The organism is Aphanizomenon sp. UHCC 0183 (genome assembly GCF_009712065.1).
In the GTDB taxonomy this organism is placed as follows: Bacteria; Cyanobacteriota; Cyanobacteriia; order Cyanobacteriales; family Nostocaceae; genus Dolichospermum; species Dolichospermum heterosporum.
Map to the genome: position 1 here is coordinate 1 of NZ_VILC01000021.1, position 16,462 is coordinate 16,462.

The 16,462-nt window shown below is 36.5% G+C and carries 21 protein-coding genes and 1 pseudogene; 9 read left to right on the plus strand and 13 right to left on the minus strand.

Annotated elements, in window-relative coordinates:
- From FJR37_RS09690 to FJR37_RS09735, 12 genes are all read right to left on the minus strand, one after another.
- A partial coding sequence (locus FJR37_RS09690; RefSeq protein WP_254434553.1) for a hypothetical protein occupies positions 1-272 on the minus strand: 272 nt, incomplete at its 3' end.
- A gap of 5 nt (positions 273-277) precedes the next feature.
- Complete coding sequence (locus FJR37_RS09695) at positions 278-502, minus strand: hypothetical protein (protein ID WP_039200448.1); 225 nt, start codon at positions 500-502, stop codon at positions 278-280.
- Positions 499-675 (minus strand): hypothetical protein, encoded by a 177-nt coding sequence (locus FJR37_RS27675; RefSeq protein ID WP_371416113.1) that lies wholly within the window; start codon positions 673-675, stop codon positions 499-501. Before FJR37_RS27675 ends, FJR37_RS09695 begins: the two co-directional genes overlap by 4 nt.
- A 104-nt stretch (positions 676-779) precedes the next feature.
- On the minus strand, positions 780-1,049 hold the full coding sequence (locus FJR37_RS09700; RefSeq protein ID WP_039200433.1) for a hypothetical protein: 270 nt from the start codon (positions 1,047-1,049) through the stop codon (positions 780-782).
- Entirely contained in the window at positions 997-1,113 is a 117-nt protein-coding gene (locus tag FJR37_RS27680) for a hypothetical protein (RefSeq protein ID WP_371316526.1), read from the minus strand. The genes FJR37_RS09700 and FJR37_RS27680 overlap by 53 nt, the downstream gene beginning before the upstream one ends.
- 127 nt (positions 1,114-1,240) lie before the next feature.
- Positions 1,241-2,023 carry an MAE_28990/MAE_18760 family HEPN-like nuclease gene (locus tag FJR37_RS09705; protein ID WP_168465926.1) on the minus strand — a complete coding sequence of 261 codons (783 nt, stop codon included), beginning with the start codon at positions 2,021-2,023 and terminating at the stop codon, positions 1,241-1,243.
- Between the two features lie 97 nt (positions 2,024-2,120).
- On the minus strand, positions 2,121-2,432 hold the full coding sequence (locus tag FJR37_RS09710; RefSeq protein WP_168465899.1) for a hypothetical protein: 312 nt from the start codon (positions 2,430-2,432) through the stop codon (positions 2,121-2,123).
- A 15-nt stretch (positions 2,433-2,447) separates the two neighbouring features.
- A complete protein-coding gene (locus FJR37_RS09715; RefSeq protein ID WP_168465900.1) occupies positions 2,448-3,644 on the minus strand; it encodes a DUF262 domain-containing protein in 1,197 nt (398 codons plus the stop codon).
- Positions 3,645-3,831: 187 nt separating this feature from the next.
- On the minus strand, positions 3,832-4,029 hold the full coding sequence (locus tag FJR37_RS26935; RefSeq protein ID WP_228039300.1) for a hypothetical protein: 198 nt from the start codon (positions 4,027-4,029) through the stop codon (positions 3,832-3,834).
- Between the two features lie 78 nt (positions 4,030-4,107).
- On the minus strand, positions 4,108-4,350 hold the full coding sequence (locus FJR37_RS26415; protein ID WP_217355229.1) for a hypothetical protein: 243 nt from the start codon (positions 4,348-4,350) through the stop codon (positions 4,108-4,110).
- 141 nt (positions 4,351-4,491) lie between these two features.
- Positions 4,492-5,052, minus strand: coding sequence for a Panacea domain-containing protein (locus FJR37_RS09730; RefSeq protein ID WP_039200431.1), 561 nt, complete (start codon positions 5,050-5,052; stop codon positions 4,492-4,494).
- Positions 5,053-5,278: 226 nt separating this feature from the next.
- Entirely contained in the window at positions 5,279-7,750 is a 2,472-nt protein-coding gene (locus FJR37_RS09735) for an ATP-dependent Clp protease ATP-binding subunit (protein WP_039200429.1), read from the minus strand.
- Between the two features lie 590 nt (positions 7,751-8,340).
- Between FJR37_RS09735 and FJR37_RS09740 the strand changes: the two genes are divergently transcribed.
- From FJR37_RS09740 to FJR37_RS26940, 4 genes and pseudogenes are all read left to right on the plus strand, one after another.
- A complete protein-coding gene (locus FJR37_RS09740; protein ID WP_039200428.1) occupies positions 8,341-8,532 on the plus strand; it encodes a hypothetical protein in 192 nt (63 codons plus the stop codon).
- Between the two features lie 542 nt (positions 8,533-9,074).
- Positions 9,075-9,197, plus strand: a complete 123-nt coding sequence (locus tag FJR37_RS27425) for a hypothetical protein (protein WP_256366873.1) — start codon at positions 9,075-9,077, stop codon at positions 9,195-9,197.
- Positions 9,160-9,249, plus strand: a pseudogene (locus FJR37_RS27685) (type II toxin-antitoxin system prevent-host-death family antitoxin); the annotation flags it as partial. The gene FJR37_RS27425 and the pseudogene FJR37_RS27685, both read left to right, overlap by 38 nt.
- Positions 9,243-9,563: a Txe/YoeB family addiction module toxin gene (locus FJR37_RS26940; protein ID WP_235334850.1), complete on the plus strand. Its 321-nt coding sequence runs from the start codon at positions 9,243-9,245 to the stop codon at positions 9,561-9,563. The pseudogene FJR37_RS27685 and the gene FJR37_RS26940, both read left to right, overlap by 7 nt.
- A 185-nt stretch (positions 9,564-9,748) precedes the next feature.
- Here the strand turns inward: FJR37_RS26940 and cysC are convergent, their stop codons facing one another.
- Positions 9,749-10,312 carry an adenylyl-sulfate kinase gene (gene cysC, locus FJR37_RS09760; RefSeq protein ID WP_039200427.1) on the minus strand — a complete coding sequence of 188 codons (564 nt, stop codon included), beginning with the start codon at positions 10,310-10,312 and terminating at the stop codon, positions 9,749-9,751.
- Positions 10,313-10,579: 267 nt separating this feature from the next.
- On the opposite strand from cysC, the gene FJR37_RS09765 reads away from it, so the two are divergent.
- From FJR37_RS09765 to FJR37_RS09785, 5 genes are all read left to right on the plus strand, one after another.
- Complete coding sequence (locus FJR37_RS09765) at positions 10,580-11,497, plus strand: phytanoyl-CoA dioxygenase family protein (protein ID WP_039200443.1); 918 nt, start codon at positions 10,580-10,582, stop codon at positions 11,495-11,497.
- Between the two features lie 187 nt (positions 11,498-11,684).
- Positions 11,685-13,106 carry a sulfotransferase gene (locus FJR37_RS09770; RefSeq protein WP_168465901.1) on the plus strand — a complete coding sequence of 474 codons (1,422 nt, stop codon included), beginning with the start codon at positions 11,685-11,687 and terminating at the stop codon, positions 13,104-13,106.
- A gap of 83 nt (positions 13,107-13,189) precedes the next feature.
- The gene (gene ilvE / locus FJR37_RS09775) at positions 13,190-14,098 is read left to right on the plus strand and encodes a branched-chain-amino-acid transaminase (RefSeq protein ID WP_039200423.1); all 909 of its coding nucleotides are present in this window, start codon (positions 13,190-13,192) and stop codon (positions 14,096-14,098) included.
- A gap of 90 nt (positions 14,099-14,188) precedes the next feature.
- A complete protein-coding gene (locus FJR37_RS09780; RefSeq protein ID WP_039200422.1) occupies positions 14,189-15,658 on the plus strand; it encodes an MFS transporter in 1,470 nt (489 codons plus the stop codon).
- Between the two features lie 24 nt (positions 15,659-15,682).
- On the plus strand, positions 15,683-16,459 hold the full coding sequence (locus FJR37_RS09785) for a class II aldolase/adducin family protein (protein WP_039200421.1): 777 nt from the start codon (positions 15,683-15,685) through the stop codon (positions 16,457-16,459).
- Positions 16,460-16,462 lie beyond the last annotated feature (3 nt).

The window sequence follows — 16,462 nt, forward strand, 5'->3', positions numbered from 1 at the left end:
ATTAAATCAGATTGTGACGCTAAAATCTTTTTTCGTTCCTCTATAGGTAACTTTATAAGTTCACGACGGCTGAGAAACTGTTGTTTGAATTCATCAATATTGGCAGAAAATGTGAGTTCACCATTTTCTTCTTCTCGCTTCGCATTTTGCAAATTTTGATAAATTTCCTCGCGGCGTTCTTCTCTTAAATATTGCTGCAATAACAATTGAATTTGTAACTTTTCTTCAATTGAAAACCCTTTTATTGCTTCTACCACATCAGTAAAAATCATAATAGTTATTCTTCACTTTCAATTAATCTTTTACCATTACTAAAACGCTGCAAAAACTCAGGAAAATTCATCAAATCATCAACAGATTCTGATGGTGGCATTTCTACCCAATTTGCTTCAGCATTTAACTTATCTACATAAATGTAGAATGCCTCTTGGTCATCTCGATGAGATAAAACATAAGCACGTAATTCTTTTGTACTCATACCTTGGAAGTTAGGCTGACTCATACCACATACCTCCATTTACCATTAGGATATATTTCTATCATATTCTCTTCACCTGCGAGAATAAATACATTACCTGTACGTTTATCAACTCGAACCAAGTTTATGGGTAAATATAGTTTAGTTAACCAACAACACAGAATAAATAACTGCGTTTTTTGCTCAGATGTAGGAATGACCCTTACTCCTCAATAAAACTCATTATAACGAATATATCACTCCTTCTCCTCTTTGCATCTTTGCGCCTCTGCGCCTCTGCGTGAAACAAAAAATAACTAACTCACACTAATTCCGCAGCTAGAAGCCTACCCTCAACTGGTTCATACTCATCTTCTAGTAACCATAACTTAGCTGCTTCATAATTATTACTAGAAAATACAACCTTATCACCCTGTTTTGGATCATAAATTCGACAATTTCCTTCACTGTCGCAAAGCAATAACAGAATATAGGTCGGTGATAACATCGGATCTATCCATACTTCTGTAAATTCCCAGTTATTCTTCACTATATCTGGTGCGGGGGATGACGTGGTATTGGTTGTCTGCATTTATTTTTATCTCCCCATAGTAAAGTGGAATATTACTACCATCTGGACTAATTCTATATTCTATAACCTGAAACTTGTTTTTTCACTGACCTTATCTCAGCGATTCCTGCGGAGCGCTTCGCTATCGCCTTCTGGTACTGAGTTCCGCACAATCGCACTTCTCTACCATAATCTAACTAAGAGCGATTTCATTATTTTTTCACTATGTAAAATGTGTGATTATCTTTTATTTTATAATCTACACTTGCAGCAATCTTTGTTTTTTCTGTAACTATAAGTTCAGGATATTCGGTATTATCTAATTGAATTGTTAAAATAGGTTTTTTATAAAACCTACCTTCTTTTGCTTGGATAATTAACATATCTCCAACTTTTATCGTATAATTTTCAAGCTCAAACGCCAATACTTTATTGCCAAAAATTTTAATTACATTTTCTACTTTCTGAAAAGTATGTCTGGATTCTTCTTTAATAACTTGTTCAAATAATGTCTGAAAAATAGCTTGACAATATTTCTCTAAAAATTGAATATAAGGTTCTAATTCAGATATGCTGAGGATATCATCTACTTCTTCTGAACCGTGAGCAATTTGGTTTCTTCTTTCAACCAAATCATTTATTTTATTATACAAAATATCCTTTTCTATTCTAGAAATAGTATTTTGGTTTAAACCAATTTCATTTTTAAGTTCTTCATTTTTTAACAATTCCTCATTCAAATCCAAATTTAACTTGTTGAATAACTCTACAATTTTGTTATGTTTTAAATTACCTGACAAAAGAACAAAAGCATCTGTATTAATTTGGTATTTGGTAGGATTGACTATACAATTATTAAGTTTCTTTAGCACTTCCTCTTTTGTAAGATGCTGATATTTGGCACTTTCCCTACTGGTAATAGTATTTATTAATTTTAAAGAAAGTTCAAAATGATTGTCTCTGATTTTTTCGTGTAAGTAGGTAAAGAGAAAAATTTAAAGGTATGTGACGAAATGTAAATTCAATGAATGCTTTGCAAATAGGTTGTTTCACGGTTTTTACAAAACTAAACATATATCGTTTTTATTATGTTTACCTACTTATTTGTGTATATTCAGGTATGACAGTCGATAGAAAATCAAGATACTCTTTAATCCATATTTCTACATATTTTTCTAGCAGTCCATATAGTGAGATAATAGATGCTTTATATTCAAATATTCGCTTATCTGTTCTAAAACCCCTATAGTGACTATTTAGAGTATTAAGTAAATTTTTGATTTGCTCATTATCATTATCTTGAATATGATAAGCAGCTACATCATTTACATATTGAATATGTTTCAAATATTCTCTAATTTGATTGAGTTCTCTTTTAAAGTTTTCTAATGATTCTATATTCATAATTTCTACCAAAGTTTATTTAATATACTTTTGTAGAAAGTTATCAAAATATTCAATTCTTGTTTCCAAGGCTTTTTTGGTAGCATACCTACCCTCAAAAAGAAAACGATTATTTTCTTCTTCTACACGTAACATTTTTTCATCAGAATACATCTCATTCTTTATCGCGTTCTTATGTTTTAGTAATTGATTCTTGAAGGAAATTTTTTTAGCAAACACTTGCATCATTGAGTCATAAACTATTTTTAAAGGAATTTTTCTATTCCGCTCTCCTTTTGGTGGAATAAAAGCTTGATTTCCTAATATATGATAAATTATGTCAATAGTCTCATTAAATAGACTTTCCAGGTTTTTCATTGTTTGATCAGAATAGCTATTTGCTTGTTTTAAATATTCATCTAAAAATTTATCAACTCCTGTAGATTTTAATTTATCTATATGACGATAAGCAAAGAAGCGTAAGACTAATTCTACATCTTCCATCTTTTTATAAGATTCATTTTCTAGTAATTTTTCTTCTCCTTCACATTCTAAAGGGAAATTCCACATTTTCCGGAAATATTCATTTTGAGAAAGTTTTATACATAATTGGTTAAATTTTCCATTTTGTAACGCATTTCTTGTTTCTTGGTGAGTTAACTTTTCTCCACCACTGTTGAGTCTTTCAAAAACTATTCGTTTAAGTTCTTCAGCTTCTTCTTGACTTTTAGCTGTTTCTTGTAATAAAACAACAGATGATAAATAGCGTCTATCTATACCTCTTCTCACTTGCTCTGGTAAGGTTTCATATTTTCTACCATTTAGTTCTCTCCAATACTGTAGTCCTTCCAGTTGAAAATTACCTTGATAAAAATCATCAATAGCAGTTAATCTTTGTTGTCCATCCATTACTTCATAGAGAGAATATTCTATTTCATATAAAAAGATAGGTGGGATTGGTACATTCATAATGAATGATTCTATCAACCTAGATTTACGAACGTTATCCCATCTTTTTCTACGTTGATATTCAGGATCAAGAATATATTTTTTACTCTCAAGCATTTTCGGTATACTATCTAACGGATAACGAGCTTGTTCCGTAACAATTCTAATTTCACCCTTTTTATATTTTTCATTAATTTCTTCGTCTGATGCTGATTCATGATTTGTATCTAAATTATCTAGAAAAGTAAAAGTTTCGCCTAAAATTAATTCACTATTTGCAATCATATTAGTTATTCCTTATGTTATTAATAATCTAGTTCCAGGTTAATTATCATTAGCCGTTACCAGTATATCATATTCTGCCACAAACACCAGTTTCATTAATTCTAAAAGTCACTAACCAACCTGTAGGATATTTTTTTCGCGCTTTTTTTCAGTAATACTGTCATCAACATCAATAAAATAATCACCACTATTGGTGTTCAATTACCATAAACCAATTGTAATGATCATTTATTAATTCAGGACGAACTCGATTAAAAACAACATGCGCTTTTTCTCCACGCGCATTTCTTTCTGCTTCTCTTCTAGGTAATTCTTCCAGTGGTATTGTAAATTCTGGAAAAATTCTCCCTGGTTGACGACGACGCACAGATTTTGTATTACTCATAATTCACCTTACCTCATTTTGATCAATTACCAATTATTCTTGATTTTCAAGTAAACCTTTCCCATTACTAAGTTTAATTTAACCAATTCCTAAGAAATTCTTCAATGCAGTTTTATATTTATTCTTCAACTTCTTAGAAATCAATCCTCCCTGTTGAATTTGTGATACAATATCAGCAGATAAACAATCTTTGGGTATAGGACTACCAGAAGTTATACAAATAGCAAGATCATTTGCATCCATTTCACGAGCAAAATAGTAAGCTATAATAGATTCCTTTTTAATAAAACTTGGTAAACTCGGTCTGGTACTAAAACACAAACTCTTTCAGAGTTATTTTTCTTGTCTGTTAAATTAACAAATAAATATTTATTATTAGAAGTTTTTGCAATTGCGACGTAAAAATGTTGTCCATTAGGAGGTGTATCAATTAAAAATACATCTCCTATGTTTATAGAAATACTAGACACTTAGCACCTCATCTAAATATGCTTCCCTCAGTGCTATTTGTCTAATTTCCTGAATTTCTTCCTCACTTTTACCAACATTTTTCAGAATATCTTCTACTGAAATGGGAATAGCAGAACCATGAGGATCTTTCCACTCTGGTAAATCATGAGTCCATTCAGCAACATGAAATGGATCAAGATGTCCAAAGCTTTGATATACCTCTTGAAGAATCTCTTCCTCTTCTTCGCATAGTTCATCATTTCCTGGATCTTTGACTAAGTAAACAAGAAAGTTCTTATCACCAGGAGAAATGTACTCAGACCACAGAGGTAGAGCATCATCAACAGGTTTGCGTTTAATTAGATCATAAACACCACTAAGAACAGGACCATATTTCATTGATACATAATGATCACCTGTAATTGGCTGTTCTATTCTTTCTAACGCAATACGATCAGCTATATAGAGCATTTTTAGCAAACCTAAATATTTGATAGGCTTACCATGCAGCTTCATAAGTATAGCTGCGGCTTCTACAGCTTTTTCTGGGTGAAACCGAAACTGGATAGGCATAATTATCCTTGAGAAGCAGTGTAGTACATCTATATTATAAATCTTGATCTGAAAACGCGAAAATTTATTATACAAATCTCAGACTATATCATTACTCAGTTTATTCTGGACTTTGATCTTTTCCCTTCTCCTCTCTGCGACTCTGCGCCTCTGCGTGAGAAAAAAACAAAAAAAACGGTAGAGAACCAAAGTCCTCCACCGTGCAATTAACAATTAAAAAACCTAACTAAGACTCAACACCTTGGGGTAATAACTCCCGTGTTTGCTGAGAACTAACTTGGACAATGCCATTTTCATCAACATCAACAAGAGCAGTATCGCCGTCTTTGATGCGTCCAGACAGAATTTCTTCCGCCAAACTATCTTCCAATAAGCGCATAATTGCCCGACGTAATGGCCTTGCACCGTAGCTAGGACTGTAACCCTCAGTGATCAAGCGATCCTTGAAGCGGTCTGTGACTTCTAAGACAATGCCTTTTTCCGTCAACCTACCAAACACTTCCTTGAGCATGATTTCGGCAATTTGGGTAACTTCCAGCTTATTCAATTGACGGAAGACGATAATTTCATCTAACCGGTTCAGGAACTCAGGACGGAAGTAATTCTTCAGTTCCTCATTCACCAAAGAACGAATCCGGTTGTATTGAGATTCGTTAGCATCTTCAGCAAAATCGAAACCAATACCGCTACCGCCTTTTTCAATTACCTTAGAACCGATGTTGGAAGTCAAAATCAGCAAGGTGTTCTTAAAGTCCACCGTGCGACCTTTCGCGTCAGTTAAACGCCCATCTTCCAAAATTTGTAAGAGCATATTGAAGACATCGGGGTGGGCTTTTTCGATTTCGTCGAATAGCACCACAGTGTAAGGACGACGACGGACAGCTTCTGTTAACTGACCACCTTCGTTGTAACCGACATAACCTGGAGGTGAACCGATCAATTTACTGACGGTGTGGCGCTCCATGTATTCGGACATATCTAAGCGAATCATGGCTTCTTCCGAACCGAAGAAGTAGGAAGCCAAGGATTTCGCCAATTCAGTTTTACCTACCCCAGTTGGACCGGAGAAGACAAAACTAGCGATCGGCCGATTCGGATTTTTTAACCCAACACGAGCGCGACGGATGGCTCTGGAAACAGCCTTAACAGCGTCTTCTTGACCGATGAGGCGCTGATGTAAGGTGTCCTCCATGTGCAGCAACTTCTCGGACTCAGATTCGGTAAGTTTGTTCACCGGTACACCTGTCCAAGAAGCGACAATGTGAGCAATGTCTTCTTCTGTAACTACAGGTTCAACGCCGTCACCACTAGCACCGTTACTCTTGGTTTGAGCAATGGTGCGGATTTCGGCTTTGATTTCCATTTCCCGATCGCGCAATTCTCCCGCCCGATCAAAGTCCTGGGAACGGACTGCATCATCTTTTTCTTTTAAGATTTGCCGTAGTTCCTTGTCTAATTCCTTGGCTGCTGGGGGCAGTTGGGAGTTAATCAAGCGCACCCGTGAACCCGCTTCATCCATCAAGTCAATGGCTTTATCTGGCAAAAAGCGATCGCTAATATAACGATCAGACAATTTCGCCGCCGCTACCAATGCTTCATCGGATATCTTCAGCTTGTGGTGTGCTTCATAGCGATCGCGCAAACCATATAAAATTTCTATTGTTTCATCAACAGAAGGTTCACCCACCATTACAGGCTGGAAGCGTCTTTCCAACGCTGCATCCCGTTCAATGTGCTTGCGGTACTCATCCAAAGTAGTCGCACCGATACATTGCAACTCACCCCGCGCCAAGGCTGGCTTGAGGATATTCGCTGCATCAATCGCCCCTTCGGCTGCACCTGCACCAATTAAGGTGTGAACTTCGTCAATTACCAGGATGACATTACCCGCAGAGCGGATTTCATCCATAATTTTTTTGAGACGTTCTTCAAATTCACCGCGATATTTAGTTCCTGCTACTAGCAAACCAATATCGAGAGTGACTACACGCTTATCTTCTAAGATATCGGGGATATCCTTACTAGCGATACGTGAAGCTAAACCTTCAGCGATCGCGGTTTTACCAACACCTGGTTCACCAATCAACACGGGATTGTTTTTCGTCCGGCGACCCAAAATTTGAATAACTCGCTCAATTTCCTTGGCGCGTCCCACCACAGGATCAAGCTTGTTATCTATGGCCATTTGGGTCAGATTCGATCCAAACTCATCGAGAGTTGGGGTTTTAGTGCGACCAGAGGGGCCACCCGGCGTAACTTCCGCCGTTTCTCCCAACATCCGAATCACTTGGGTTCTCACCTTGGTCAAATCTACACCGAGGTTTTCTAGCACCCTGGCTGCGACACCTTCCCCTTCGCGGATCAGTCCCAACAGCAGATGCTCGGTACCAATGTAGTTATGCCCCAATTGGCGTGCTTCTTCCAAGGATAGTTCTAAAACCCGTTTTGCTCGTGGCGTAAACGGAATTTCCACGGCGACAAAGCCTGAACCCCGTCCTATGATTTTTTCAACTTCAATGCGAGCATCTTTGAGATTAACTCCCATTGATTTCAGCACCTTGGCGGCTACTCCTGTGCCTTCGCCAATCAGACCCAAGAGGATCTGCTCAGTTCCGACAAAGTTGTGACCTAAACGGCGGGCCTCTTCTTGGGCCAGCATGATTACCTTAATGGCTTTTTCTGTGAAGCGTTCAAACATGGCATTTTTCCCATCACCTGCGTCGTGCCGGTATGCTGATTTTAGCACAGGCTAAAATTTTGGATATCTATATCAACAATAGTAGATATCCAATTACGATGACACAGGTTGATCGGTTAATGAGTAGCTATTAATTACTTTTCCTGGGGTTTGTGTACTGAGGAGAGTGATATTACCAGCATTTTGGGGACTAAATCCAAACAATAGACCATTGATGTTGCGATTTTTGTTAGTAGTCCCAAATAAACCTAGATATCATAAAGTGTGTGGCAATGTCAAATTAATTGACTTAATCATAAGTTTTTTATATAGATAAAAGTTTTAATAGAATATATTTTGATATAAAATCAGGACAAAAAATCTATTTTATCTTCATAAATGTGGTTAATAGTAGAGCTAATTTTTTCAAGTTTTGTTGTAAATTGTCAAAGCGGTAGTTATATCAAAAATTATTTGTGAGAATTATGTAACATACACGGAATTTATGTAAAATGGATAAGCTCTAATACTGTTTACTCCCGGTTCGCCTATTTTAAATTGAGTTAGAAAAAACCTGAACGATTTAATAGGGGTTTTAGCCTATAATTCAAATGTACTATGACGTAGGCGATAGCGAAGCGCTGCTGCAAGCAGTTCGCATAAAAATAGAGTTTTTAGCACCGAGGGTAGTTCAAGCTAAATTTCGGGAAATCGCTAAAACCATTACGAAACCTAGATTTTCTATTTTTTTGGCAATTTCTCGAACTCCAAAAAAAATGAGCGAACCGGGAGTGTTTATTTAGGGTTTGCTGAATAAGTTGTCTGTGAGGGCAGGGAACAGGGAACAGGGAACAGTTTCAACTATCTGGATATCCTCAATTTTCCAAATCCGACCCAGGAAAATGCACCGATTTTGAGACACTATCAGCCAAAACCTTGCACTTTTTTGTGATAACAATCCGCGAAACCCTTATTAATAAATGGTTTTAGCTTTATTTAGCAAGCCCTATTTATTTCCAAACAAATAGTACAATAATACTATTGTAGTGGACTCTGGTGGAACTTATGTCTATACGTTTTAAATTCAATCCAGAGAAAGCAGTTGAAACGGCTGCTCTATTCTTAAAACTTCGCGGGAACAGGAATTCCATGAAGTAAGTAGGTGAACACAATAAAACCAATCTGTGTAAAGAAAAGTAAAATCGCCCAAACCCTCTTCACTCTTGCCTCTTGCATGAGTGCCTCTTGCCTTGCCATAACGACGATTTTCAAGGCTAACCTACTTATATTAATGTGGGGGTTGAAGTTAGAGTAGTGCGTTAGGCATTAATGAGAGGAAATAATCATGAATACAGCCAAACTTAGCAGTGACGGTACTCATCAAACGGTCATATTACCAACAGATTTTCAAATGACAGGTACTGAAGTCTTATCTTCTTTCTATTCCAGGGATGCGGGAATCAATTAAAGAAGGATTAGCAACACCAATTGCAGAATGTGATGCGGAATTAGAGTGGTAAATTGGAAATTAGTTTATACTAAACAAGCTCAGAAAGATGCTAAAAAATTAGCTGCAAGTAATTTAAAAGATAAAGCGCAAAGTTTACTTGATATTATTCAGGTCAATCCGTTTCAAAATCCTCCACCTTATGAAAAGTTAGTAGGAGATTTAGAAGGTGCGTATTCACGACGGATTAATATTCAACATCGTTTAGTATATGAAGCAGGGGAAACGCATCTAAATTTTATTGACAGAACACCATTTTTGTGTATAAACGAAAGAATCGGTATTTATCGTTTGATTGATTTTTTCAGAGTCATCGTGATGGTTTAAATTATTGTCAATAAGTAGACGTTAATGCAAATGTTTGGGTCATTATTGAGATGCGTTTCCCCTGGTATATGAAGTGATTGAAGATAAAAATATTCTTGGCAATATCCTCAAGATGATAGTGAACGGAAATCTTGTAATAGACGGTAAGATACAAAAAACTCACCCTCTCCAGAGCTAATACTTATTTAAGCATGATTATTGACAATAATTTTGGCTCTTCGGTAATTGTTACGAACTTCAAGGATTGCCTTTAGAACTTTGCTTACACTCTCATCTAGATTTTCATGATCTGTTTTGCATTCAACTTCTGGGTCAATTGGTGGTTCATAGGGATCATTAACTCCTGTGAAGTTTTTAATTTCCCCTGATCTAGCTTTTTTATATAAACCCTTGACATCTCGTTGCTCACAAACATCTAACGGAGTATTGACATAAACCTCAATGAAATTACCAATTTTCTGCCGAACTTCATTACGGATATCTCGGTAGGGAGAAATGGCTGCAACCAAAACAATTACACCATTGCGAGTCAATAATTGGGCAACAAAGCCTATGCGACGAATATTTTCGTCTCTATCTTTCTTGCTGAAACTTAAACCCTTCGTTAAGTTCTGGCGGACAATATCGCCATCAAGAACTTCAACTTTATCGCCCTGTTCCAGAAGCTTTTGCTCTACATCTCTACAAATGGTAGTTTTACCCGCTCCACTTAAACCAGTAAACCAAACAGTCACACCTGATTGTTGCATTTTTATGGGTTTGAATTCTAAATCTTAATCAATACCTTGCTCAAAAAAAGAGTATGAAGAGAGGGCTGATGTAGTAAAGTTTCTGCAACATTTATTTACAATGTGTCCCAAATTGCAGCTATCTCGACTTTACCCCCTGTAGGCTAGGTTTATCTAAGTATGTAAAGTTTTGTTACGATATTTAATATTTACTGGATACAGCTCAATCTTTTGGTAGTATCACATAGAATATATTTACTGATGATTTTTAGTAACAATAGACAAGAAATGAAGACTCAAATTAACCCAAATATGGCAAAAATCTGTACAACCCGCCCCTTAAATGCGGAACAAATTAATGAATATCACAAAAAGGGATATGTGATTATTCGTAATTTCTTTGACCGAGAAGAAATTGAACCAATTCGGAAAGCTTGTGAAGCTGACCCCAGTATTAACGGAGCGCAAACGACTGTTAATGACAAAGCAGGGGGATATTTTAAGGTAACACTCTGGTCTGAATTAGGTGATACACTCTTAGGCGTAATGCCACGGACTGCTCGAATGATAGATGCAGTAGAAACTCTTTTAGGAGGAATGGAATGCTATCATTGGCACTCAAAAATCGTCAGAAAATTGACCAATGATGGACAACTACATTTTCATCAAGATTATGCGACTTGGTATGAAGATGGTTGTTTGTTTCCCTATCATGTAACTTGTACTATTGCGATTGATAAGAGTGATAAAGGCAATGGTTGTGTAAAAATGGTGCCTGGTTCCCATAATTTGGGTCGTATTCATCGCGTTCGGATTGGAGATACTAAAGATACTCATTGTCCTGACCCATTTCGTATCGAAAAAGCGTTAGAAAAATTGGGGATTGATTATTGTGAAATGGAACCAGGGGATGCTATGTTTTTCCATTCCAATACGTTACATGGTTCCGACCCGAATAGGTCTGATAGACCTCGAACTTTAATGCACTGTTCTTACAACGCAGTCTTCAATGAGCCAATTATTCGTGAAGGACAAGAACATCATCTCTATCGACCTCTAATTAAGCTACCTGATTCTGTAATTAAAGAGGGTAAATATAGCTCAATATTTGATGGACACATATTCCATGAACCAGAGGTAGAAGGAAAACCAGGCGCAGGTGTATTTTTTCGACGGGTAGACAGCGACGTGAATTACAATAAATAAATCATCATTAATCGTTTAATTTCTTGTTAGCAATTATTGACATATAACAAAAGCTATTGTCAATCCAATATAGCTATCAATTAGTCAAAAAGCAACAAGAGACTGAGATGAAATTAGGATTTTATCTCAGTCTGAACAAGCTAATGCGTGGTACATTTTTCTTACTATTTATTAAGGAACAAAAAGCATGGAAAAAACTGAACATTGTGGAAAAATGACCACGGGGACTACAGGTTTAAATACTAGTTGGGTTTATAGTGAAGGAAAATTAAATAAAAATCGTCAATATATCGATTACGCCAAAGCTACTAGAGAAGAAATATTTCAATGCATTAATAACCCCCTTTGGTATCAGCAAAGTCTGAAAGATGTGAGTAAAGTTGTGGTGATTTTATCTTCACCCCGTAGCGGAAGTAGTCTCCTATTTCATCTCCTGAGTCAGACTGAACAATTACTTTCTCTTAATGGAGAGCATACACCTTATTACAAACTCAATGGTTACAGTTTTCCTTTTGAGAACTTTCAATCTGATTGCCTAGAAAATATCGAGGTAAGTCAAGAACAGCTTAACAATTTTTCCAGGGATTTTTTATCTGATGTCGGCGTGGGTACTCCCAGAGAAATTTTAACCCCAAAAGATTTGGAAGAATTCATCACAACTATGGCTTTAAGGCTACCGATGCAATGGCCACAATTAGGTTTATCAGCCCAGGAGTATTTTTGGCATATTAGAGAAGGATGTAACAGATATTTTCTAGAAAATCTGACTGGAAATTTATCCTCTCTAGTGATAAATATTTTAGAATCATTATCAATTTTTTCGCCAGAATTTAATCCCTTTTATTATGACCTTAAACCCTCTTTATTAAAAGCATCTTTCCCCAACACTAATATTTCAGTAGCACCACCTAATTCACATTTTTGTATTGAAGAACCCCCTTTTGTCGTTATTAAACCTCGTCGTTGTCCTACTCCAGAGGAAATTAGTAATAAACCTTGGTTATTAAAGGCTTCAATTGATGCTTTTCGCCTTCCTTTACTTAAGCAACTGTTTCCTAATGCCGAGTTTAAAATTATTCATCTGACTCGGTTTCCTGCTACTAGTATTAATGGTATTTATGATGGCTGGCATCATCAAGGATTTTTCTCTCATAATTTAGAAGGAATTGCTAATTTAAACATTCCTGGATATTCTGATGTCTTTCCTTGGGGAAAAAATTGGTGGAGTTATGAACTTCCTCCTCAATGGAAAACGGTAATTAATCAACCCTTAGAATATATTTGTGGTTTACAATGGTCTAGTACACATGAAGCAATTTTAGAAAGTTTAGAACAAGAGCAACAGTCTAATATTTTGAGGGTTCAATTTGAAGATATTATCGAATCTTCCCAGAAGCGAGAAAAAATGTTAGGTAAACTTTTAGACTTTATCGGCATCAAAGAAGATAATAGTCTGAAAAAAAGTGTTGGGGAAATGCAACCAATTATGTGTTCAGTTCCGGCCAATGAAAATAGATGGTTGAGTCGTCAATCCCTAATTTTACCTGTAATTAATCAAGACTCAATTCGTAATTTAGTCACTGAATTTGGCTATCAAAATCGAGTTTGAGGTGTCAAAATGACTCAACAACAAAATTATTAGTTTAATGAATTTTAAAGACCACCATGAAATTGTTAATTTAACTTAAAAACATGAGTAACTTAGTTTGGTTTGATGGAAAAATAACCAAAACTTATAATGAGATTTCTGTGCCACTTTTATCACAGGGTCTTCACTATGGTTTTGGTGCTTTTGAAGGCATAAGAACTAGAAAATATGCTGAAGGTTCATTCATTTTTAGATTAACTGACCACATTCAAAGATTGTATCATTCGACTAGCAAGCTCTTTTATCAGATAGAAGATAAATTTACGCCCCAGGAAATTGAACAAGCTTGTCAAGATGTATTGACTTACAATCAACTTCGAGAAACTTATATTAGACCTATCGTATATTTTGGAGATACCTTTCCAGGATTAACCCTTTCAAAAGATAATATTCATTTAGCGATTTTAGCTGTTGATTTTCCCCTCAATTTTGCCGATGGGATTAAAATAGCTGTAGCTGAACTAAGGAAAGATAGGAGAAATATGATCGTTGATGTCAAAGGGTCAGGGCAATATCAAATCTTTACTTATGAAAGGGAAAAAGCCCGAAAAAAAGGATTTAATGACGCATTCTTTCTTGATAATGATGGTAATATTGCCGAAGGAGTAGGGAGCAATATTTTCTTGATAAAAGAACATACACTATATACTCCTCCCCTGGAAAATATATTACCAGGAATGACCAGAGATTCAGTGTTACAATTTGCATCTGATTTAGGATATAACGTTAAAGAGGAACATATTTCTTATTCATCAATTGGTAATTTTGATGAAGCATTCTTTACTGGAACTGCCATAGGAATTGTCCCGATTAAACAGATTGATAACTTGATATTTAATAGTATCGAGATTGGGAAAAGTTTACAAAAATATTATTTAGATATTACGATGGGAAAAATCCCTAAATATCAAAAATGGTTAACTCAAGTTCATTTTCAATCCGTCCTGGTATAATTAAATAAAAAAATCCATATTTTGGCGGAGTAAACAAGCCATATTTTTCATAACGAACTATCTAAAATTATCCCACTAGGAGCAAAATAATTGCTAAAATTCAAGGCTATTAAATCCATCAATCTTATTCCCGAAAAACTGCAACAACCAGCAGTCCAAAAATGGTTAACGATGTTAGGTATTAGCCTTGGTACATTTATGTTTGCTCTGGATGTATATATTGTCAATATTACTCTTCCTCAATTGGTTGAAGTTTTCCATACCAATTCTGCCTTAATCCGATGGGTTGTTTTAAGTTATTTATTAACCATTACTGCTATGGTTTTGGGTGCGGGAAGATTGGGGGATATGTGGGATAAAAAGTGGCTATACCTGGGTGGTGTGATACTGTTTTCCATAAGTTCTTTGATGTGCGGACTTGTCTGTGAGGTTAATTATTTGATCGGTTTTCGAGCCATTCAGGGACTCGGTGCTGTCTTGATTTCCGTTCTTGGATTAGCAATTATTGCAGAAGTTTTTCCCAGTGAAGAACGTCAACGGGCTCTAGGAATTATTAGTGGAATTCACTTAGTAGGGGTTGCCCTTGGACCGACGGTTGGAGAACTGCTAATTAGTTTAGCGGGTTGGCAATTAATATTTTTGATCAACTTGCCCATTGGGATTATTACAACGGCAATTGTTGTGCTATTTTTTCCTTCCTTTCCTAACAGTAAAAGGCAACAAAAATTCGATCTATTCGGGATGCTGATTATGGCAATAACCTTAGTCTGCTTTTCGTTAAGCATGACTTTTGTGCAAACAGAGGGATTTAGCAGCAAAATTACCTTAACTTGGTTAGCCTTTGCAGCTATCGGTTTTATGAGCTTTTTAGTTGTAGAATATTCTGTATCAGAACCGATGTTAGATTTAAAAATTTTCCAAGACCTTCAATTAAGTTTAGGCTTATTACTCAGTGTCATCGTCTATTCTTTTATTGCTGGTATTATGTTTATTATTCCTTTCTTCCTACAATTTGTGAAACAATATTCTAGTTTTGAGATGGGGTGTTTATTAGCAACGTCGCCCATTTTGGGGGGATTGATTTCTCCTATTTCTGGAATCCTTTGTGACCATTTTAAATCTTCTACCATCCGTTTGATTGGGCTATTATTCATAGCGGGCGGTTGCTTGGCTATTAGCACCTTCAACGAAGATTTAACGATATTAGGCTACATTTTACGAATTGCACCCTATGGATTAGGAACCGGAATATTTATATCATCTAATATCAGCGCTGTCATGGGAGCGATGACTCAAGAACGATTAGGAATTACTTCTAGTTTGTTATCTTTATCGCGGAACTTAGGACAAACTATAGGTCTATCAACCATGGGAACCCTATTTTCTAGTTTAACTTTAAGGCAATCTAATTTTTCAATGCAAATTGATCTGACAACTGCCCCTATTGAATCATTAATTATCGGGGTGCAAACAACTTTTCATTGGGCTGCAATTTTATTGATCATTGCTGTCATTCTAGGGGCTTTTTCCTGCTGGAAAGCTTCTCTCAATCAAGGGTAACTATCTTGAATATCGGAAAAAACTATGCTAACGAACGAAAAATCCCCATCCATATTTCAACCCCCGACATTTACCTCGTTTGCAGAGGAACGTCAGCATCGCCGAGAACGGTTAGCCGCAGCATTTCGTCTTTTTGCGCGGTTTGGCTTTGATCACGGCATAGCAGGGCATATCACCGTCCGCGATCCAGAACATTTAGATTGCTTTTGGGTCAATCCCTTGGCAGTCCATTTTAGTCTCATTCGGGCTAGTGAACTAATTATGGTCAATGATCAAGGTGAGATCCTTGAAGGCAACCACCCCATAAATCAGGCGGCTTTTGCTATTCATTCCCAAATTCATGCCGCCCGTCCTGATGTTATTGCAGTTGCTCATGCCCATTCAATTTATGGCAAAACTTGGTCTAGTCTGGGCCGTCTCCTTGATCCCATTACCCAAGATGCCTGTGCTTTTTATGAGGATCACAGTGTGTTTAATGACTATACTGGAGTAGTTCTGAAGGTAGAAGAAGGAAAAAGAATTGCTCATGCCCTCTCAGACCACAAAGCGGTTATTTTACGCAATCATGGACTACTAACTGTCGGTCACTCAGTCGATGAAGCGGCTTGGTGGTTTATCAGAATGGAAATTTGTTGTCAGTCACAGTTAATGGCAGAGTCGGTCGGTAAACCTATTTTAATAGACCCAGAAACCGCTAGTCTGGCCAGTAGCCAAGTAGGAAGCCATCAGTCAGGTTGGTTGAGTTTTCAACCTCTATACCAGATGATTGTACGTCAAGATACTGATTTTTTGTTGGGTTAAGGA